Consider the following 18,539-nt stretch of genomic DNA (forward strand, 5'->3'; position numbering starts at 1 on the left):
TACGCAGACGCCTACTGGAGGGTGGCGCGCAGCCGGGCGATCGCCCGGATGACCTCGTCGCGGTTGCCGGCTCGCTTCATCCAGGTGGGGAGCTTCGTCGACAACCCGCCGGACCGGTCGCGCAGGGTCGCGGTCACGTACGCCCGGAGGTAGTCCAGGTGCTCCTCGTTGCGGGCCCACAGCACGCGGCCGCCGCAGCACTCGGTGACGAGCCACAGCGGGACGCCGAACCGGGCCTCGCGGGTGGGGAGCAGGGAGGTCCTCGCGGGTGGGCGTCCGGTCACGGGATCGACCCACACCCCGGCCCGCCGGACGAGGACGACATCCCGTCCGTCCACCGTCACGTGCAGGTCCTGGCCGGACCAGACCCGGCGCAGCGTGCAGGCCTCGCACCGCAATCGCGCGCCGCCCTCCGCGTCCTCGGCCACTGCCCGGTTGCCGCAACGCGGGCAGATGACCAGCACCGGGTCCTGCCACTCCAGCGTGGCGGGCTCGCGGAACCGTGCTGCGTCCGGACGAGGCCGATCGCGGGTGGTCTCCTGCCCGCCGGCGCCCATGACCGGAGTATCCCGGGCCGACGGCCCGCGACCCTGCCGGGGCACGCTGCTGGACCCCCACCCCTAGCCTCGATGGCATGGCGTGGGAGACGGGGCGGTTCGCCGACATCAGCGTTCGCACGGTGGAACAGGTGCGATCGCAGGGCGACCTGGCCGACGTCGTGCGGTGCATGCGGGCCGACCTCCAGGGCTCCGGCCAGCGGGAGTGGGAGAACGCCACTCTCGACCGGTTCCTCGATGCGCTCGCCGCGGTGGCCGAGGGTCGCACCGAGGTGGGCAAGCCGACCTGGTCGACCGTGGCCGAGCTGCTCGTCGCGGCCACGGGGTACGAGTGACCTCCGACGAGCGGGCAGTCCGGGGACTCGACGTCCGCGCGCCGGACGGTGAGCTGCTCGAGCGCGGACGCCGGCTCACCTTCCGCGACGCACGTCCGTGGGTGCGCCGCCAGTCGGCCCTGGTCGGGGTGTGGAACTGCGGCACGCCCGTGGCCTGGGCGGTCGGCGATGCCCGCAGGGCCCTGGTCGATCGGATCCGCGCCAGCGAGGGCGGTGACTGCAACATCGGCGGTGACGTCCTGCTGTTCCGGTTGGCCGACGGACGCCGGGCCGTGGTGGTCGACCGGACCTGAGGGTCGACAGCTGGGTGGGGGTCAACCCCGCCGACGGCCAGCCGGGTCGGCGAGGGCCGCGGAGTACTGACCGGCGTCGAAGGTGAACGACCCGAAGCCGCTGTAGTCGCGGTCCGGCCGGTGCGGTTGGTCGAAGGAGTCCCACATGACCTGGTGCCCGACCGTGCGGATCCGGGTGCGGAGTGGCCAGCACGCAGCCTGCCCGCACTCGCACCCCAGCACCGTCGTCCGCCGCCGGCCCCGGCGCGTCGGGCGCCAGAGGGCGGGGTCGAAGTCCTCTCCCCGGGCGAGGCCGGCGTAGGAACCCGGGAGGTCATACCCACGGCTGGTCTCGAAGGCGCCGACAAGATCGACCAGCGAGACGCCGTCCACGACGGGGACCACCGCGACGAACGGACCGTCGACGTGGTTGCGGAGCCCGAGGACGTTCACCGCCACGACCACCACCGTCGAGGGGGTCGGCGCACCTCGCGGGGCAGGGCCGCCAGTGAGATCTCTGCGTGGTCCAGTTCCCGCTCGTCGGACTTGCGATCGAACCGCATGGCCGACGGCAGTTCATCCAGCACGATGTCGTCGTCGTACCCGGTGACCCAGCGGAAGTCCGACCAGGTGACCTCCCCGGCGTCGACCTGGAGGGCGGCCGTGAGCACGCCGCATTCCGGGTCGGCGCACTCCTGGCAGACCAGCAAGGGCACCCGACCGGGACCGGCGAGGTCGTCGACTGCCCGGCCGCGGAAGACGTCGAGGGGCGACCGCCCGCCACGGAGCCAGAACCCGGACAGGATGGTGGCCCCCTCGCGACCAGTCAGGGTCTGGATCGGAACGCCGTCGATGACGATGTCCAGCTGGTGCACTTCGCCGTGGGAGGTGTGCACCACGGCAGGCCTCAGCCGCAGGCTCGACCGACGTCCATCCATCCGACCAGTACCGGAAACCTCGTCCTCAGCCACCTGCGCGCGTCCTCCGCCACCGGCATCGACGGCTGAGGATGCACATGGGTCGTCGGAGCTGATCCACGTCGTGGGTGCCGAAGAACTGATGGCTGCGGACCTCCAGCTCGATCAGGTCGCCGTCCGGGTCCTCCAGGATCACGACCTCATCCTCCAGCGCAACGCCGGTCGGCGAACCCACTGGGTCGACTGCCCACTGCGGACCTAGCGGCACATTGTGGAACAATCGCCTGCGTGGGAGCCGTCGTCGCCGTCCTGCTGGCCGCGGTCTGCTTCGGCACGACCGGCACCGCGCAGGCCCTGCTCGACGTCGACGCCGCACCGGTGGTCGTCGGGCTGGCCCGCATCGCCCTCGGCGGCGGGCTGCTGGCGGCGTTCGCGCTGCGCGGCGCACGCACCGGGTCCGCCCGGGGCACCGGGCTGCTGGCCCGGGTGCCGACCGGGTGGGTGGTCGCCGGGGGAGCGGCCGGGGTGCTCGGCTACCAGCCGGCATTCTTCGCCGGGACGGCGACCGGCGGCGTCGCCATCGGGACCGTCGTCGCCCTCGGCTCGGCGCCGGTGGTCACCGGGCTGCTCGACGCCGGCCTGCGCGGGCGGCGGGCCGAGCGCCGCTGGTGGGCCGCCACCGGGCTGGCCGTCGTCGGACTGGTCCTGGTGGCGGGGGGCTCGGGCGGTCCGCTGCACGGCGGCGTGATGTGGTCGGTCGTCGCCGGAGCCTGCTACGCGGTGTACGCCGTGGCGGTGAAGGAGCTGCTGGACCGGGGTTGGGCGACCGGGCCCGCGGTCGGCGCGGTGTTCGGGGCGGCGGCCGGCGTGGCGGTGCCGGTGCTGCTGGTCGTGGGCGTCGGTGACCTGATGACGCGCGACGGGCTGGTGCTCGTGCTCTGGCTCGGGGTGATCACCACCACCGTGGCCTACCTGCTGTTCGGCTACGGCCTGGCCCGGCTGCCGGCGACCACCGCGGCCACGCTGACCCTGGCCGAACCGCTGTGCGCAGCCCTGCTGGGGGTGGGTCTGCTGGGTGAGCGACTCGACGCCGCGGCCACCGCCGGGGTCGTCGTCCTGGGGTTGGGCATCGGCGTCCTCACCGTCCGCCGGCGCACCCGGGCAGGTGTGCGTGCCGCGGCGGCGTGAAGCCGGGCCGGGCCCGACCGCGGTGGCCCGGCTCGCCGACGACCTCCGCAGGCAGGTGCTCACCGGCGAGCTGCCCGCCGGCCACCCGCTCCGGGAGGAGGAGCTCGCCGCCGTCACCGGGGCCTCGCGGCACACCGTGCGGGCGGCCCTCGCCCGGTTGGCCGACGAACGGTTGCTGGTCGCCGAGCCCTACCGCGGCGTGCGGGTGACCACCTTCGCCGACGCCGACGTCGTGGCCCTGCAGCAGCTCCGCGGTGCGTTGGAGGGCGAGGCGGTGCGGCTGCTGTGCGAGGCGTACGGGACGTCCTGGCCGGCGGCGGTGCTGGCGCCGGCCAGGAATGCCGTTGCCGCCTTGGCCGCCCTGCCCGGCGACGACTGGCCCGCCGTGGCCGCCGCGCACGCCGCGGTGCACTCCGCGCTGGTGGCGGCGGCCGCCAGCCCGCGGATCGCCGAGGCGTACGCCCGGTTGCACTCGGAGGTCCTGCTGCTGCTGGTGCACGTGCGGCCGGCCTACGACGTCGCGCTGCTGGCCGCCGAGCACCTCGCCCACCTGGACGACGTGCAGCGCCACGGGCCGGTGGCCGTCCGCGCGCACCTGGACCGCAGCACCGCCCTGCTCCTGGCCGCCCGCCGCTGACCGCGTGGTCATCGGCACCCGTGGGCGGGTCCTCAGCCGCCCACGTGCATCGTCCGCCGTCGATGTCGGTGGCGGAGGATGCACGGTGGTCGTCGGACCTGATCCAGGCCGAGGCGCCGAGGTCAGCCGACGGCCGCGTCGCGCAGCTGGTCGAGCACCGCGCGCACGGCCGGCTGGGTCGCGGCGGGACGGCGGACGGCGGCCACGATCCGGCGCACGGACGGCGGCTCCAGCGGCCGGGTGACGACGTCGAACCGGGCGTCCACCGCCAGCGAGGGCAGCAGCGCCACCGAGCGGCCGGCCTCGACGTGCTGCAGCGCGATCAGGTAGTTCGACAGCCGGCAGACCACCCGCGGCTCGAACCCGGCCTCGCGGCAGCGGCGGGTGGTCAGGTCGGACATGTAGGAGCCGGGCAGGTCCAGCGTCCACCGCTCGTCGGCGCAGGCGGCGAGGTCCAGGCGGTCGGCGGCCGCGGCGGGGTGCCCGGCGGGCAGCACGGCCACGACCTCGTCGGTGCCCAGCGGCAGCAGGTCGACCGCCGGGCCGAGCTCGGTGCCGGCGAGGTCGGTGGTGGTGACGATGACGTCGACCTCCCCGCGGCGCAGGGCCGGCATGCTCTCGTGCGGTTCGAGCTCGAGGACGACGACCTCGACGCCGGGGTGCCGGACCGCGACGGCCTCGGCGGTGGGGACGGCGAGGGCGTGCACCGCGCTCTGGAACACCGCCAGCCGCACCGTGCCGACCGGCTGGTCGCCCAGCCCGCGCAGCTCGGCCTCGACCTGGTCCATCGCGGCCAGCACGTCGCGGGCCCGGTCGGCGAGCACCTGCCCGGCCGCGGTGATCCGCACCCGTCGTCCTGATCGCTCGACCAGCGCGGTGCCGGTCTCGCGCTCGAGGACGGCGAGCTGCTGGGAGACCGCGGACGGGCTCAGGGTCGCCCGCTGCGCCACCGCGCGCACGGTGCCGTGCTCCTGCAGCTCGACGAGCAGGCGCAGCCGCCAGGGGTTCAGCACCGGATCAGTGTGAAGCACGACTGCACAGCAGCGGTGGGAAGTCGTGCTGGACCTTCGCAACCCGCACCCGCAGGCTGGTCCCGTGGACGACGCGCGCAACCTCATCCGGTACCTGGGCAAGGGCAGCTTCACCCCCGAGCTGATCGCCTCCGCGGAGGGCAGCTGGGTGACCACGGAGTCCGGCCGCCGGCTGCTGGACTTCACCTCGGGCCAGATGAGCGCGATCCTCGGGCACTCCCACCCCGACGTCGTCGCCACGGTCCGCGACCAGGTCGGCCGGTTGGACCACCTGTTCAGCGGCATGCTCAGCCGGCCGGTCGTCGAGCTCGCCGAGCGGCTGGCCGCCTCGCTGCCCGACCCGCTGGAGAAGGTCCTGCTGCTGACCACCGGTGCGGAGTCCAACGAGGCCGCGCTGCGGCTGGCCAAGCTGGTCACCGGTGGCCACGAGGTGGTGGCCTTCTCCGGCTCCTGGCACGGCATGACCGGCGCCGCGGCGGCCGCGACCTACAGCGCCGGCCGCAAGGGCTACGGCCCCGCTGCCCCGGGCAACTTCGCCATCCCCACGCCGCACTCCTACCGGCCCGACGTGGTCACCGCCGACGGCGAGCTGGACTGGGCCCGGCAGCTGGACCTCGCCTTCGCCATGGTCGACGCGCAGTCCACCGGCAACCTGGCCGCCTGCATCGTCGAGCCGATCCTGAGCTCGGGCGGCATCATCGAGCCCCCGCCGGGCTACCTGGCCGCCCTGCAGCGCAAGTGCCGCGAGCGCGGCATGCTGCTGATCCTGGACGAGGCGCAGACCGGGCTGTGCCGCACCGGCACCTGGTACGCCTTCGAGCGCGACGGCGTGGTGCCCGACATCATCACGCTGTCCAAGACCCTGGGCGCCGGGCTGCCGTTGGCCGCCGTCGTCACCACCGCCGAGATCGAGGCCGCCGCCCACGAGCGGGGCTTCCTGTTCCTCACCACCCACGTCTCGGACCCGCTGGTCGCCGCGGTCGGGACGACGGTGCTCGACGTGCTGGAGCGGGATTCCCTCGACGCCCGGGCCGCCGAGCTCGGGGCGCGGCTGAAGGGCGGGCTGCACACGCTGGCCGAGCAGCACGAGGTGATCGGCGACGTCCGAGGGCGCGGGCTGCTGGTGGGCCTCGAGCTGGTGGTCGACCGGGCCACCAAGCAGGGTTCCGACGTCCTCGGTGCCGAGGTCACCCGCCGCTGCTACGAGCTGGGCCTGCACATGAACGTCGTGCAGCTGCCGGGCATGGCCGGGGTGTTCCGGATCGCGCCCCCGCTGACCGCCACCGACGCCGAGGTCGACGAGGGCCTGGCGATCCTGGACCAGGCGCTGCGCGACGCCGTGAAGGCGGTGCTCTGATCCGGTGGGGCCCGTCGGGGGTCAGCTGCGCAGGCCCCGCCGGTGGACGGCGACGGCGCGGCCGAGCAGGCCCGCGGTGAGCACCGCGGCGGCCGTGACCACCGAGGTCGGGGGCAGCAAGGCGGCGAGCACCAGGCACAGCACCCCGCCCAGCAGGGGGACGACCCGCGGCGGCCGGGCCCCGGCGGGGAGGGTCCAGGCCGCGGCGTTCGCGACGGCGTAGTAGAGCAGCACCCCGAACGACGACGCCCCCACCACGGCGGTCAGGTCACCGATCAGGACGAGGGCGCAGACCGCCACCGCCAGCACAAGCTCGCCGACGACCGGGGTCGACCGGACCGGGTGCACGCGGGCCAACGGGGCGGGCAGGTCGTGGTTGCGGGCCATGGCCAGCGCCGTCCGGGTCACCCCGGCCACCAGGCCGAGCAGCGCGCCGCACGCGGCGGTGACCGCCCCGGCCGCGGCGACCCAGGCCAGCCCCGGCACCGGCCCGGCGCGGACGGCGTCGGCCAGCGGGGCGGTGGAACCGGCCAGCCGCTGCGGGCCCAGCACCGCCAGCACAGCCACCCCGACGACGGTGTAGACCACCACGGCCGATCCCAGCGCCGCGGTGACCGCCCGCGGGATGGTGCGGGCCGGTTCGCGGACCTCCTCGGCGAGGGTCGCGATCCGGGCGTAGCCGGCGAAGGCGAAGAACAGCAACCCGGCGGCGGTCAACACGCCCGCGGGCGCCTCCGCCGTCGTCCCGCCGTCCGGGCTGCCCGCCGCGGGCAGCGACGCCCCGAGGACGACGGTCAGTGCGGTGAGGGTCAGGGCCAGCAGCACCCGGGTGGCGCGAGCGGTGCGGGTGATGCCGGCGCCGTCGACGGCGACCACGAGCAGCACCGCCCCGACCGCCACGGCACGGGCTTGCTCGGGCCAGAGGTAGCTGCCGACGGTGAGCGCCATCGCGGCGCAGGAGGCGGTCTTGCCGACGACGAAGGCCCACCCGGCCAGGAATCCCCAGCCGGCACCGAGCCGGTCGCGGCCGAACGCGTAGGCGCCGCCGGACACGGGCAACGCGACGGCCAGCGCCGCGGTGCTGGTGGCGTTGCACCAGGCGGCGACCGCCGCGACGGCCAGCCCGAGCAGCAGCCACCACCCGGCGGCCGCGGCGGCGGGCGCCCAGACGGCGAAGACCCCGGCGCCGAGCATCGACCCCAGCCCGATGGCCACGGCGTCCCGCGTGGTCAGCCGACGGACGAGGCCGCCACCCGTGGTCGCCGCTGCGGTCACCGGTCCATGGTGGCAGGGCCCCGGTCCCGCGTCAGGACGCCGGGAGGACCGGGAGCTCCAGCCGCGACGGGTGGTCGGCGTCGTGCAGCACCTCGAACCGGCACTGCCGTCCGCCGCTGGCCGTCGCGAACGGTGCGCCGGTGCCGCTGTTCCGCGCGAACCGCGGGAACGCCCCACCGGCCACGTGCACCCGTAGCCGGTGACCGGCGCGGAACCGGTAGGCGGTCGGGAACAGCTCGACCTCCACGACGAGGACGCCGTCCTCGCCCCGGGTGACGTCGTCGGCCGGGACGGTGCGCGGGTCCAGGCGGCGGATGCCGTCGACCACGTTGCGGGACACCCCGGCGGGGTCGACGTCGCACAGCCGGACGACGAGGTCGGCGTGCTCCAGCGAGAGCCGCAGGTGCACCCTCGCCCGCACCGGGCCGACGACGTCGAGGTCCGCGGGCAGCTCCGGGCCGGTGAAGACCAGGACGTCGTCCCGGGCCTCGACCGCGGCCTGGTCGGCCTGCTTGCCCGGGCCCTGCAGCAGCGGCCCGCCCGCGGTGGGCGTCGGGTCGGCCGGGTCGTGGACGAACGAGCTGGGCGCGACGTCGGCGGCCTCCGCGGCGCCCAGCCCGCCGCCGGCGCGCAGGTGGTGGTGCTCGGTCGTGGTCCCCGGCGGTGGCCAGCAGGGGAACTCCAGCCAGGTGCCGGCCTGCTGCAGGTGCAGCCGGACCGGCGCGCCGCGGGGTGCCCGGCCGCCGCGCAGGTGGTGGTCCAGCCAGCGCACGTCGGTGCGGACGATCTCCCGCAGCTCGCCGGGCTCGCCGTGGATCCAGGGGCCGACGGTCAGCCGGACCGGGACACCGGCGTCCTGCAGGCGGACGACGTCGCGCAGCTGCTCGGCGACGAAGAGGTCCCACCAGCCGGTGACCATGTTCGCCGGCGGGAACGAGGAGAGGTCGGCCTCCTGGTGGTCGGCGGTGGCCCAGAACGGGTCGCCGGGTTCGGCGTGGCCGGTGAAGTCGCGCCAGAACGGGACGGGGGCGCCACCCGCGGCGGTGTCGGCGGCCTGCAGCGGCTGCCCGCGCAGCGCCCGCGTGACCTTCGCCCGGCCCCACGGGGTGGGCAGCGGGAGCCCGCCGGCCTCCTGGGCGCCGATCTGCACCGACCAGCGCAGCGCGTTCTCGGCGCCGGGGGCCCCGCCGTCGTAGAAGGCGCTGGTGATGCGGGCGGCGGTGATGTGCGGGCTGACGGCGACCAGCGGCGGGTCGGCGTAGGGCGCGACCGCCCACTGGGTGTGCCCGAAGTAGCTGCCGCCGGTCATCGCGACCCGGCCGTCGCACCAGGGCTGCTCGCGCACCCAGGCGAGGGTGGCCAGGCCGTCCTCGTGCTCGGTGGTGAACGGCCGGAACTGCCCGCCCGACCCGTAGGTGCCGCGGGTGGACTGCACGAAGACCTGGAACCCCTGCCGGGCGTAGGGCGCGGCGAAGGCGTGCGCGAACAGGCCCGCCCGCCCGTAGGGCAGCCGGATGAGCACCACCGGCAGCGGGCCCGCGACGTCGGGCCGGTAGTGGTCGCCGAGCAGGGTGATCCCGTCGGGCATGGGGACGGCGAGGTCCCGGTGCACGGTGTAGGCGCGTGACCGCAGCGGCACCCCCAGCGCCGCGTCCACGACCGCTCCGCCGAGCTTGCCCAGCACGCCCACGTCGTCGTCCTCCCCGCCCTCGACAGCGGCGCCGACGACTGCGCGCCATCCTGCGCCGCCTCGGTGCGCCACGCAGCGCTGGGTCAGCCTCCGGTGTGGTCGAACAGCGGTGGGTCGGCGGTGCGCAGGTCGGGGAGTGGGTCGCCGCGGGTGTCGGTCAACGGCCCGATGAGGATCTCGGTGCCGTCGGGGCGGAAGGTGCGCCACCGGCCCTGATCGTGGTCGAACTCGATGGTGAAGCCGTGGTGGACCTGGGTGTGGTGGCGCTCGCACAGCAGGGCGGTGTTCTCCAGGCTGGTGGCCCCGCCGTCGATCCAGTGCACCAGATGATGGGCGTCGCACATCCACGCCGGGTTGTGACAACCGGTGAACACGCACCCACCGTCCCGGACCTCGGCCGCGCGCCGGATGTGGGCCGGGACCAGGCGCTGGGCCCGGCCGACGTCGACCGGCAGGGAGTCCGGGCCGAGCACGATGCGGGCGATGTCGGCGTCGCAGGCGGCCTGCCGCGCAACCAGGGAGGACACGGTCACCCCGGAGCCGAGCGTGGTGGCGGCGGCGGCGCCGGTGGGGTCCAGGAAGTCCTCGAGGTGGATGAGGGCGGTGAGCTGGGGCCGCACCTTGCGCAGCACGGGGAGGTCACCGAGGGCCAGGTGCAGGTCGGCGAGCTGCACGAGGGCGTCGGCGCTGCGTTGGTCGCGGGTGCGTAGGTCGCCTTCGCAGCGGCCGGCGGCGGCGATGGCTTCCAGGGCGGCTTCGACCTTCTCCCCGCCGGCGGCGTCGAGGGATCCGCGCAGGGTGCGGGAGCCGTCGGCGCGGCGGGTGATCCGCAGGAACCGGCCTTCGGTGGGGTCGACCGGTGGTGGTCCGTCGGGGTCGATGGTGTCGGCGATCCGCTGGCACACCTGCGGCAATGTCCGCGGGTGGTCGCCGGTGATCGTGTCGGTCACGACCTGGTCCATGGCGGCCAGGTCGACCCCGGCGGCGGCGCCGGTGGCCCACACGTCCTCGGTCAGGATCCGCCCCACCACTCCGAGCTGCCCGGCGGTGACGGCGCCGGCGGCTGCGGCGGCGCCCAGGACCGGCATGCGCTCGAGCAGCCGCCCGGCCGCGAGCACGGCGGCGGCTTCGGGTCCGGTGGCCCCGACGTGGCCGCGCAGCCAGGGCCGCATCCCGGTCAGCCCGTCGGCGGCAGCGGCTTCGTGGGTCTCGGCGCGGGCGACGACCCGGGCGAGCTCTGCGGTGACGAGGTTCTGCACCCGCGTCAGTCCACGGGCCCGGTCCAGCAGCTGCGCCGAGGACGCCCCACCCAGCTCGGCGCCAGCGGCCACCAGCAACGCATCGATCACAGCGGCGACGTCGTCCGGCGGGGGCTCGGGCCGGCGTGCGGCAGCCATCGGGGATGGAGACGGCGATGGGTCGGCACCGAGCGCACCGGGCGGCAGCGGCTCGGGCACCCACCCGGTTGGTGTGACCCGAGGGGGCGTCTCGGACTCCAGACCCATGACACCTCCTCTCCCGTTTTCGAACACCTGATCGAAGAATACCGGCAACACATCCGGGGAGCAAGGTTGAAGCGCAGGTCAAACGCGTGACGAGGTCGTTGCACCGAGTAGACGTAGTGCTGACGAGTCCCTGTCGGAGCGACCGACGGACCGCCGTCGCCGGCTTCGTCGGGGCACTGCGCCCACTGCGCCCACTGCGGTCGCGGCGTCGCTGCGGTGGAGGTCGACGGCCGGCATGTCGCCTGCGCTGGACGGGCCGGTCGGCTCGGCTAGCGTGCGGGCATGGCGAGCCCCGCGGACCAGGCCGATCGACGACCCGGCTTCGGCCCTGGCAGCCGAGGCGTCTGGTGCAGCGACGCCGGGCCCGGCGCCGCCCGCCGGCTGGGGCTGGCCGGGTTCGACTGGGTCGCCCTGGACATGCAGCACGGCACCTACGGCCGTGCCGAGCTGCTGGCCGTGGCCCGCAGCTGGCACGGGGCGCCGGCCGACCTCGTCGTCCGGGTGCCGTCGTCGGAGTTCACCGGCATCGGGCTCGCGCTGGACGCCGGCGCGGCGGCCGTCGTCGTCCCTCAGGTCGACAGCCCGGCGGAGGCCCGCGCGGCGGTGGAGGCGGCCAGCTACCCGCCGCGGGGCCGGCGCAGCGCCGGCCCGCTCGCGCCGACGTGGGGCGAGGCACCCACCGACGGGCCCCTGTGCGCCGTGATGGTCGAGTCGGCCGCGGCGTTGGACCGGGTCGAGGAGATCGCGGCGGTCGAGGGCGTGGGTCTGCTGTTCGTCGGGCCCAACGACCTCTCGCTGACCCTGGGCAGCACGGTCGACGCCCTGCTCGACGACACCTCGCCGGACTCGGCGCTGGACCGGATCCTGGCCGCGGGCCGGGCGGCCGGCGTCCCGGTCGGCGCCTACGGGGGTGACCCCGCCACCGCCGCCCGGTTCGCCGCCCGCGGCATCGACTGCCTGGCCGTCGCCACCGACGTCTGGATCACCACCGCCGGTGCCGCCCGGGCCCTGGCCTGAGCGACGTCAGCGGTCGGGGTCGACCACCAGCTCCACCTCGACCTCGTCGCCGGCGCCCCGGCCGGTGCGCTTGCGGGTCTCGGCGTTGAACGACACCAGGTACCGGCCGCCCATCACCCCGATGGTCGTCGGGTAGGTGTAGCCGCCGTCGATCGTCACGACGACCGGCACCCGCTTGCCGCGCCCGAACGCCAGGACGACGTCCTCGGGGACGACGATGCCGACGTTGTTGCCGCCGGTGGCCTCCAGCGTGGTGCGGAAGACGGTCACGCCGGTGCCCCGTGCGGCTGGGCGATGCGCACGTGGTTGCCGAACGGGTCGCGCAGCCCGAAGTCGGTGCCGTAGGGCTGGACGACGGTCTCCTCGTCGATGTCCACCCCGGCTGCCTTGAGCCGGGCGTGCTCGGCGACGGCGTCGTCGGTGGTGAAGAACAGGTGCCCGCCGGCCGAGCCCTTGCTCACCAGCTCGCGGACGGTCTCGGCGGTGTCGTCGCTCATGGACGGCGGGGCGGGCAGCTCGAGCAGGACCGAGCGGGTGGGGTCGCCCGGCACCCGGACGGTGAGCCAACGCATGGGGCCGAACTGGAGGTCGTCGGCGACCTCCATGCCCAGCGTGCCCACGTAGAAGTCGAGGGCCTGCTGCTGGTCGAGGACGTAGACGGAGGAGATGGTCAGCTGCTTCAGCACGCCGCAGACGTTAGGGGGCGACGGCCGCCTGCGGCTTCTCCGTTCCTGCGGTGTTCGGGCGCAGCCAGGCCATGGCGAAGCAGCTGGGCACCGCGCCCAGCGGGCCGCGGGCGCGGTGCCGGGACGGCGACTCGCCGACGACGGCCGAGAAGGTGCGGCTGAAGGTGCCCAGGCTGGTGAACCCCACCGCCAGGCAGACGTCGGTGACGCTCAGCTCCGTCGACCGCAGCAGCACCATCGCCCGCTCCACCCGGCGGCGCTGCAGGTACCGGTGCGGGCTCTCGCCGAACACCTGGCGGAAGGTGCGGGCGAAGTGCGCGGGGGACACGTGCGCCACCCGGGCGACCGCGGCCACGTCCAGCGGCTCGGCGTAGCGGCGGTCCATGAGGTCCTTGGCCCGCAGCATGCGCCGGTTGACGTCCTCGGCCGCGGCACCCACCCGGCGATCCCACCACGGGGGCCGGCCCGGCTCGTAGGCTGGCCCGGTGACCGGCGCAGCGGCAGACCTGGACGGGCCGCGCGTGCGACCACCGGTGCACCGCTGGCTCTGGTACGCCCTGGGCGGCGGGTTGCCGGCCCGGCACCGCAGCTGGGTGCTGCACGACACCACCACCGGCAGCTGGGGTGCCCGGCACGTGGCCCGCAGCCTGGTGCAGATGGCCATCCCCAGCGCGCTCGTGCTGGCGTTCGTGCCGTCGGGCTGGGCGCTGCGGCTGGCCGTGGTCGGCGGCGGGGTCTTCCTCGGGATGATCTTCTCGCTGGCCTACATGGCCGAGACCACCGAGCACCGGGTCATCAAGGCCGGCTACCGACCGGGCACCGCGGTGTCGATGCGCGAGCGGGCCAGCATCGTGGCGCAGCGGCGCGAGAGCGAGCGCAAGCGGGCCGCCGCGGCCAAGCGGGCGGCCCGCTACCGCGAGCGCACCGGCGGCTGAGCGCACGCGGTTACCGTGGGCCTCCCATGCCTGAAGGTGACACGATCTACCGCCTCGCCCGACGGCTCGGCGTCCTCACGGGCACCCAGGTGCAGCGCAGCGACTTCCGGGTGCCGCGGCACGCCACCGCCGACCTGAGCGGCGCGACGGTCCTCGGGACGACGCCGCGCGGCAAGCACCTGCTCACCCGGTTCGACCACGCCGGCCAGGCCCTGACCCTGCACACCCACCTGCGCATGGACGGCGAGTGGAGCATCGTCGGCGCCGGCAAGATGCTGCCGCGCCGGCTCATGGGCGACGCCCGGCTGGTGCTGGCCACCACCGGGGCCACCGCGATCGCGCTGCGCATGCCGGTGGTCGAGCTGCTGCCGACCAGCGCCGAGGAGGCCGTCGTCGGCCACCTGGGCCCCGACCTGCTCGACGACACCCGCCCGGTGGCCGAGGTCGTCGCCGAGGCCACGGCGAACCTGGAGTCCCAGCCCGACCGGGCGCTGGTGTCCGCGCTGCTGGACCAGCGGCTGGTGCTGGGCCTGGGCAACGTGTGGGTCAACGAGCTGTCGTTCCTGCGCGGTCACCTGCCGCTCACCCCGATCAGCGAGGTGGACGTCGGTGCGCTGGTGCGGCTGGCCGCGCGGGCGATGCGGTTCGCGGTGCAGCCCGGCGGGCCCGGGCGGGTGACCACCGGCAACACCCGACCCGGGCAGCGCTACTACGTGTACGGCCGCACGGGCGAGCCCTGCCGCCGCTGCGGCACGAAGCTGGAGTTCTCCCCGGAGGTCCCGAACGACCCGGAGGTGCGCCACACCTGGTGGTGCCCCCGCTGCCAGGTCTGACGCGCGGCGACCCCCTCGCCCGGGGGCGCGGACCGGCCGTGTGGGTCAATGGTCGGGAGCACGAGGACGACGAGGGGGGCGTGGTGGTCGACCGGGAACGCCTGACCCCGCAGCAGCACGCGGCGGCCGCGGCGTCCTGGTCCCGGGAGAGCCCGGTGCCGGGTCCGCACCGCACCGACCGGCTGGTCCTGCTGCTGGACACGCTGCGTGGGCTGAGCGCCGTGCGGCGGCAGGTGCGCACGTTCCTCGCCTCGGGGCTGGCCGACGACGCCGGGGACGCCGGGGAGGACGCCGTCGAGCGCGCCGTGCTGGTCATCGACGAGCTCACCTCGAACGCGCTGCGGCACGGCCGCTCGCCGTCCCGGTTGCAGGTGTGCGACGACCAGGACCGGTGGATCGTGGTGGTGGGCGACGCGGCCCCCGAGCGTCTGCCCACCCCGGCGGTGGACCGTCCCGCGGGCGAGGGCGGGTACGGCCTGCACGTGGTCTCGGACCTCAGCACCGCGCACGGCGTGCACTACGAGGTGGACCAGAAGCTGGTGTGGGCCTGCCTGGAGAAGCCGGCCCCCTGACCGTGGTCAGTTCGGGAACCGCCGGCGGCTCGTGACGGGGGGCTCGGGCTCGGGGCGCAGGCCCTTCAGGTACCCGGCCTGCACCCAGGTGTCGATCACGGCCGGCCCGAGGTCGCGGGGGACCGAGTAGGTGACCCGGCCCCACCACTGCCCCCGGTCGTCCTGCCGCCAGCCCAGCAGGACCGCCGGGTAGGCACCCTCGGGCTGCCCGGGCATCCCGGCGACCCAGCAGTGCCGGGCAGGCCCGCCGTCGCGGTCGGGGAGGACAGCCATGCCGACAGCATGACACCCACTCGAACACCTGTGCGAGCCGGTGTCAGGTGCGCCGGCGGCCGTACGGGGTGCCGCCGGTGATGACGGCGGCCATCGTGGCCGGCTCGAACAGCGCCGCCGGCCCGAGGTCGGGGGCGCTCACCTCGTCGAGCCGGGCCCGGGCAGCGGCGGGGAGCTCGACGTCGGCGGCGGCCAGGTTCGCCGCGACCTGGTCCGGGGTGCGGGCGCCGACGAGCACCGAGTCCACGCCCGGGCGCCCCAGCACCCACGCGAGGGCGACCTGGGCCGGGGTGAGCCCCAGATCGCCGGCGACCGCGCGGACGACGTCGACGACTGCGCGGTTGACGGCGGTGTCCTTGCTGCTGCCGAACGGGTTGGGGCCCGAGAGGCGTCCGCCGGCCCCGCCGTCCCGGTACTTGCCGGACAGGAGACCGCCGGCGAGCGGGCTCCACGGCACGATGCCCAGCCCCAGCTCGCGAGCTGCGCGCACGTGCTCGACCTCGATCGACCGGGCCACCAGTGAGTACTCCAGCTGCAGGGCCACCGGTCCGGGCACGCCGTGGGCCGCGGCCAGCGTGGCGACCTGGGTGGCGAACCACGCGGGGACGTCCGACAGCCCCCAGTGGGCGACCTTCCCGGCGCGGACCAGGTCGGTCATGGTCGACAGCACCTCCTCGGCGGGGGTGACGTCGTCCCAGACGTGCAACCAGTACAGGTCGACCGCGTCCGTGCCCAGTCGGCCCAGCGAGCCCTCGAGCGAGCGGACGGCGTGGCGCCGGCCGGCCCCGCCGGCCAGCGGCCCGCCGCCGGCGTTGAACCCGTACTTGGTCGCCAGGACGACCCGGTCCCGCCGCCCGCCGCGGGCCAGGAGGCGGCCGAGGATCTCCTCGCTGCGCCCGCCCGAGTAGACGTCGGCGGTGTCGACGGCGTTGCCGCCGGCGTCGAGGTAGCGGTCCAGGACGGCGGCCGAGGTGGTCTCGTCCGAGCCCCAGGCGTCGTTGCCGATCGTCATGGCGCCGAGGGTGAACGGGCTGACCAGCAGCCCGGACCGGCCCAGCGTGCGCAGCTCCACCGGGTCAGCCCACCCGTGCGGCGAGGATGCCGCCGTCGACGTCCAGCGTGGTGCCGTGCACGAACGCGGCCTCGTCGGTGCACAACCAGCGGACGGCGAACGCCACGTCGACCGGGCGCACGGGCCGACCGGCGACGGTCGCGGCCGTCATCTGCTCCAGGACGGCGGCCGCCTCGGCGTTGCCCGGGGTCGCCGTGGCGCCGGGGGCGACCGTGTTCACCCGCACGCCGCGCGGCCCGTACTCCGCGGACCACGCCCGGGTCAGCTGCTCGAGCGCGGCCTTGGTGGCGGTGTACATCGCGCCGAACGGGCTGCCCACCCGGGCCATCCACGAGCCGATGTCCACCACGACGCCGTCGCCGCGCTCGGCCATCGCCGGGGCGAGGGCGCCGACCAGCACGTGCGGGGCGCGGACATTCACCGCGAGCAGTGCCTCGAGGTCGTCGTCGGCGAGGTCCTCGGTGGCCGACACCGGGTAGACGCCGGCGTTGTTGACCAGGGCGTCCAGCCGACCGCCGAGCAGGTCGACGGCCCGGGCGGCGGTGGCGCGGAGCTCGGCGGGCGGGGCGGCCAGGTCGGCGACGAGGGTGCGGGCGGCGCCGCCCGCCGTGGTGATCGCGGCGGCGACGGCCTCGGCGCGGGCGGCGTCGCGGCCGCTGACCAGCACGGTGGCACCGGAGGCGGCCAGCACGTGGGCGACCGCCTCGCCGATGCCGCTGGTGGAGCCGGTGACCCAGGCGGTGCGGCCGGCGAGTCGGTCGTCGCGGGGGAGTGCCGTCAGGACGTCGTGGTTGGACTGCATGGTCCAGTTGTAGCAGGAGTGGACCGAGCGGTCCAACCGGGTACGGTGGTGCGCGTGGCGGAGCTGACCGAGCGGGGACGACGCACCCGGCAGCGCATCGTCGAGGAGACCGGGCGGCAGATCCTGGCCGCGGGCATCGGGGGCACCAGCCTCGACGACGTCCGCGCGGCGACGCTGACCAGCAAGTCGCAGCTGTTCCACTACTTCCCCGGCGGCAAGTCCGAGCTGGTCCGCGCGGTGGCCGAGTGGGAGGGCGCCGAGCTGCTGGCCGCCCAGGAGCCGCACGTGCACGACCTCTCCACCCGCTCGTCGTGGGAGGCCTGGCGCGCGGCGCTGGTCGACTACTACATCGGGCAGGGCCGGTGGGCGTGCCCGATCGGCTCGCTGGCCACCGAGGCCGCCGCCCGCGACCCCGAGCTGGCCGCCGTCGTGGCCGGCGCGTTCGGCGCGTGGGCCGACCTGCTCACCGCCGGGGTGCGGCGCATGCAGGAGGCCGGCGCCGTCCGCACCGGTGCCGACCCGCGCCGCATCGCCGCCGCGATCCTCTCGGCGATCCAGGGCGGGCTGGTGCTCAGCCAGCCGCTGCACGACCCCTGGCCGCTGGAGGCCGCCCTCGACCAGGCGCTGCACGCCCTCGACGCCCCGGCCTGATCCGCGCTGCGCCGAGGGCGGGGGCGGCGCAGGGTGGGGGCATGAGCTCCTCCTCCCCCGTCGTGGTGGTCACCGGTGCGAACGGACTCGTGGGCGCCGCGGTCTGCCGGGCGCTGGCCGAGCGGTCCGCGCAGGTGCGGGCCGTCGTCCGCCGTCCGGGCACCGCGCCGGTACTGGCCGGCGTCGTCGAGCACGTCGGCGACGCCGCGGACGTGCTCGCCGGTGCCGACGCCCTGGTCACCACGGTCCACCCGATGGGCTCCGCGCGGGAGGTCCAGCACGAGGTCGGCGTCGAGGGCACGGCGCGGTTGGCCCGGGCGGCCCGTGACGCCGGGGTGGCCCGGCTGGTGCACGTCTCGACCGCCGGGGTCCTCGACCGCGCGCCCGGCCTGGGCGACCTGGCCGAGGACGCCGCGCTGCTGCCGCCGGGCAGCGGCGACTACCCCGACACGAAGAACGCCGCGGACGCCGCGCTGGCCGAGGTCGAGGGGTTGACCACCGTCCTGGTGCGGCCACCGGCGATCGCCGGGGCCGGTGCCACCTCGGTGTGGAACACGCTGCGACCCCGGGCCTTCCGCGAGGGCGACCGCAGCGTGAACCCGGCGAAGAGCTGGGCCTGGGTGCACGTCGACGACCTCGCGGCGCTGCTGGCCGACGTGGCCGTCGGCGCCGTGGCCACGTCCGACGACCCGGAGCAGGGCCCGGTCGCCGGCGGTACGACGCCGGTGCACGTGGCGGGGGAGCCGGCGACGTGGGGGGACTACCTGAGCGCGGTCGGCGAGGCCCTCGGCATCGAGCCGGACTGGACCGACGAGCCGGTCTGGACCGGGCAGCTGGTCACCGCCCGGGCCCGCCGCTGGGGCTGGAGCCCGCAGGTCGGCCTGCCCCAGGCCCTCGCCGAGCTGCGGGCAGGGCTCGCAGGCGAGGGCTGAGG

24 protein-coding genes are annotated in these 18,539 nt (G+C 75.6%); 11 read left to right on the plus strand and 13 right to left on the minus strand.

Annotated elements, in window-relative coordinates:
* Positions 1–11 precede the first annotated feature (11 nt).
* Positions 12–557 (minus strand): hypothetical protein, encoded by a 546-nt coding sequence (locus BLS67_RS04965; RefSeq protein WP_091240857.1) that lies wholly within the window; start codon positions 555–557, stop codon positions 12–14.
* A gap of 77 nt (positions 558–634) precedes the next feature.
* Between BLS67_RS04965 and BLS67_RS04970 the strand changes: the two genes are divergently transcribed.
* Positions 635–892, plus strand: a complete 258-nt coding sequence (locus BLS67_RS04970; RefSeq protein WP_091240859.1) for a DUF7660 family protein — start codon at positions 635–637, stop codon at positions 890–892.
* Positions 889–1,185 (plus strand): hypothetical protein, encoded by a 297-nt coding sequence (locus tag BLS67_RS04975; RefSeq protein ID WP_091240863.1) that lies wholly within the window; start codon positions 889–891, stop codon positions 1,183–1,185. Before BLS67_RS04970 ends, BLS67_RS04975 begins: the two co-directional genes overlap by 4 nt.
* Positions 1,186–1,206: 21 nt before the next feature.
* Here BLS67_RS04975 and BLS67_RS04980 read toward each other — a convergent pair whose 3' ends face one another.
* Together BLS67_RS04980 and BLS67_RS04985 are read right to left on the minus strand one after the other, a co-directional pair.
* Complete coding sequence (locus BLS67_RS04980) at positions 1,207–1,623, minus strand: hypothetical protein (protein ID WP_131801671.1); 417 nt, start codon at positions 1,621–1,623, stop codon at positions 1,207–1,209.
* The gene (locus tag BLS67_RS04985; RefSeq protein WP_131801672.1) at positions 1,614–2,039 is read right to left on the minus strand and encodes a hypothetical protein; all 426 of its coding nucleotides are present in this window, start codon (positions 2,037–2,039) and stop codon (positions 1,614–1,616) included. Before BLS67_RS04985 ends, BLS67_RS04980 begins: the two co-directional genes overlap by 10 nt.
* A gap of 330 nt (positions 2,040–2,369) precedes the next feature.
* On the opposite strand from BLS67_RS04985, the gene BLS67_RS04995 reads away from it, so the two are divergent.
* Together BLS67_RS04995 and BLS67_RS05000 are read left to right on the plus strand one after the other, a co-directional pair.
* A complete protein-coding gene (locus BLS67_RS04995) occupies positions 2,370–3,269 on the plus strand; it encodes a DMT family transporter (protein ID WP_091240875.1) in 900 nt (299 codons plus the stop codon).
* Positions 3,253–3,906, plus strand: coding sequence for a GntR family transcriptional regulator (locus tag BLS67_RS05000; protein WP_091240878.1), 654 nt, complete (start codon positions 3,253–3,255; stop codon positions 3,904–3,906). Before BLS67_RS04995 ends, BLS67_RS05000 begins: the two co-directional genes overlap by 17 nt.
* 122 nt (positions 3,907–4,028) lie before the next feature.
* On the opposite strand, the gene BLS67_RS05005 is transcribed toward BLS67_RS05000, so the two are convergent.
* Positions 4,029–4,919, minus strand: coding sequence for a LysR family transcriptional regulator (locus tag BLS67_RS05005; RefSeq protein ID WP_207500302.1), 891 nt, complete (start codon positions 4,917–4,919; stop codon positions 4,029–4,031).
* 82 nt (positions 4,920–5,001) lie between these two features.
* Between BLS67_RS05005 and BLS67_RS05010 the strand changes: the two genes are divergently transcribed.
* Positions 5,002–6,294: an aspartate aminotransferase family protein gene (locus BLS67_RS05010; RefSeq protein WP_091240885.1), complete on the plus strand. Its 1,293-nt coding sequence runs from the start codon at positions 5,002–5,004 to the stop codon at positions 6,292–6,294.
* Positions 6,295–6,315: 21 nt separating this feature from the next.
* Here the strand turns inward: BLS67_RS05010 and BLS67_RS05015 are convergent, their stop codons facing one another.
* Genes BLS67_RS05015 through BLS67_RS05025 form a run of 3 tightly spaced genes read right to left on the minus strand, consistent with a single transcriptional unit; the run spans position 6,316 to position 10,656 of the window.
* A complete protein-coding gene (locus BLS67_RS05015) occupies positions 6,316–7,569 on the minus strand; it encodes an APC family permease (protein ID WP_242653838.1) in 1,254 nt (417 codons plus the stop codon).
* A 31-nt stretch (positions 7,570–7,600) separates the two neighbouring features.
* Complete coding sequence (locus tag BLS67_RS05020) at positions 7,601–9,331, minus strand: CocE/NonD family hydrolase (RefSeq protein ID WP_207500304.1); 1,731 nt, start codon at positions 9,329–9,331, stop codon at positions 7,601–7,603.
* Positions 9,332–9,342: 11 nt separating this feature from the next.
* Entirely contained in the window at positions 9,343–10,656 is a 1,314-nt protein-coding gene (locus BLS67_RS05025; protein ID WP_165617477.1) for an HNH endonuclease, read from the minus strand.
* Between the two features lie 390 nt (positions 10,657–11,046).
* On the opposite strand from BLS67_RS05025, the gene BLS67_RS05030 reads away from it, so the two are divergent.
* Positions 11,047–11,781 (plus strand): HpcH/HpaI aldolase family protein, encoded by a 735-nt coding sequence (locus tag BLS67_RS05030; RefSeq protein WP_091240892.1) that lies wholly within the window; start codon positions 11,047–11,049, stop codon positions 11,779–11,781.
* Between the two features lie 6 nt (positions 11,782–11,787).
* Here BLS67_RS05030 and BLS67_RS05035 read toward each other — a convergent pair whose 3' ends face one another.
* From BLS67_RS05035 to BLS67_RS05045, 3 genes are read right to left on the minus strand one after another with little or no spacing between them, the layout of a single operon-like run.
* A complete protein-coding gene (locus BLS67_RS05035; RefSeq protein ID WP_091240896.1) occupies positions 11,788–12,051 on the minus strand; it encodes a DUF1905 domain-containing protein in 264 nt (87 codons plus the stop codon).
* Positions 12,048–12,467, minus strand: a complete 420-nt coding sequence (locus BLS67_RS05040) for a VOC family protein (RefSeq protein ID WP_091240901.1) — start codon at positions 12,465–12,467, stop codon at positions 12,048–12,050. The genes BLS67_RS05035 and BLS67_RS05040 overlap by 4 nt, the downstream gene beginning before the upstream one ends.
* A 10-nt stretch (positions 12,468–12,477) precedes the next feature.
* Positions 12,478–12,906: a helix-turn-helix domain-containing protein gene (locus BLS67_RS05045; protein ID WP_207500306.1), complete on the minus strand. Its 429-nt coding sequence runs from the start codon at positions 12,904–12,906 to the stop codon at positions 12,478–12,480.
* Between the two features lie 46 nt (positions 12,907–12,952).
* Between BLS67_RS05045 and BLS67_RS05050 the strand changes: the two genes are divergently transcribed.
* From BLS67_RS05050 to BLS67_RS23685, 3 genes are all read left to right on the plus strand, one after another.
* Entirely contained in the window at positions 12,953–13,402 is a 450-nt protein-coding gene (locus BLS67_RS05050) for a DUF5313 family protein (protein ID WP_091240902.1), read from the plus strand.
* Positions 13,403–13,428: 26 nt separating this feature from the next.
* On the plus strand, positions 13,429–14,235 hold the full coding sequence (locus tag BLS67_RS05055) for a DNA-formamidopyrimidine glycosylase family protein (RefSeq protein WP_091240906.1): 807 nt from the start codon (positions 13,429–13,431) through the stop codon (positions 14,233–14,235).
* An 80-nt stretch (positions 14,236–14,315) separates the two neighbouring features.
* Positions 14,316–14,807, plus strand: a complete 492-nt coding sequence (locus tag BLS67_RS23685) for an ATP-binding protein (protein WP_207500308.1) — start codon at positions 14,316–14,318, stop codon at positions 14,805–14,807.
* Positions 14,808–14,813: 6 nt separating this feature from the next.
* On the opposite strand, the gene BLS67_RS05065 is transcribed toward BLS67_RS23685, so the two are convergent.
* The 3 genes from BLS67_RS05065 to BLS67_RS05075 are packed head-to-tail and all read right to left on the minus strand — an operon-like array spanning position 14,814 to position 16,990.
* The gene (locus tag BLS67_RS05065; protein ID WP_091240912.1) at positions 14,814–15,080 is read right to left on the minus strand and encodes a hypothetical protein; all 267 of its coding nucleotides are present in this window, start codon (positions 15,078–15,080) and stop codon (positions 14,814–14,816) included.
* A gap of 43 nt (positions 15,081–15,123) precedes the next feature.
* Entirely contained in the window at positions 15,124–16,152 is a 1,029-nt protein-coding gene (locus tag BLS67_RS05070) for an aldo/keto reductase (protein WP_207500310.1), read from the minus strand.
* A gap of 4 nt (positions 16,153–16,156) precedes the next feature.
* The gene (locus BLS67_RS05075; RefSeq protein ID WP_242653839.1) at positions 16,157–16,990 is read right to left on the minus strand and encodes an SDR family NAD(P)-dependent oxidoreductase; all 834 of its coding nucleotides are present in this window, start codon (positions 16,988–16,990) and stop codon (positions 16,157–16,159) included.
* Positions 16,991–17,008: 18 nt separating this feature from the next.
* Between BLS67_RS05075 and BLS67_RS05080 the strand changes: the two genes are divergently transcribed.
* Positions 17,009–17,605, plus strand: coding sequence for a TetR/AcrR family transcriptional regulator (locus tag BLS67_RS05080; RefSeq protein ID WP_091241846.1), 597 nt, complete (start codon positions 17,009–17,011; stop codon positions 17,603–17,605).
* A gap of 41 nt (positions 17,606–17,646) precedes the next feature.
* Entirely contained in the window at positions 17,647–18,537 is an 891-nt protein-coding gene (locus BLS67_RS05085) for an NAD-dependent epimerase/dehydratase family protein (protein WP_091240919.1), read from the plus strand.
* The last annotated feature ends 2 nt before the right edge of the window (positions 18,538–18,539 follow it).

The organism is Klenkia soli (assembly GCF_900103975.1).
GTDB lineage: Bacteria > Actinomycetota > Actinomycetes > Mycobacteriales > Geodermatophilaceae > Klenkia > Klenkia soli.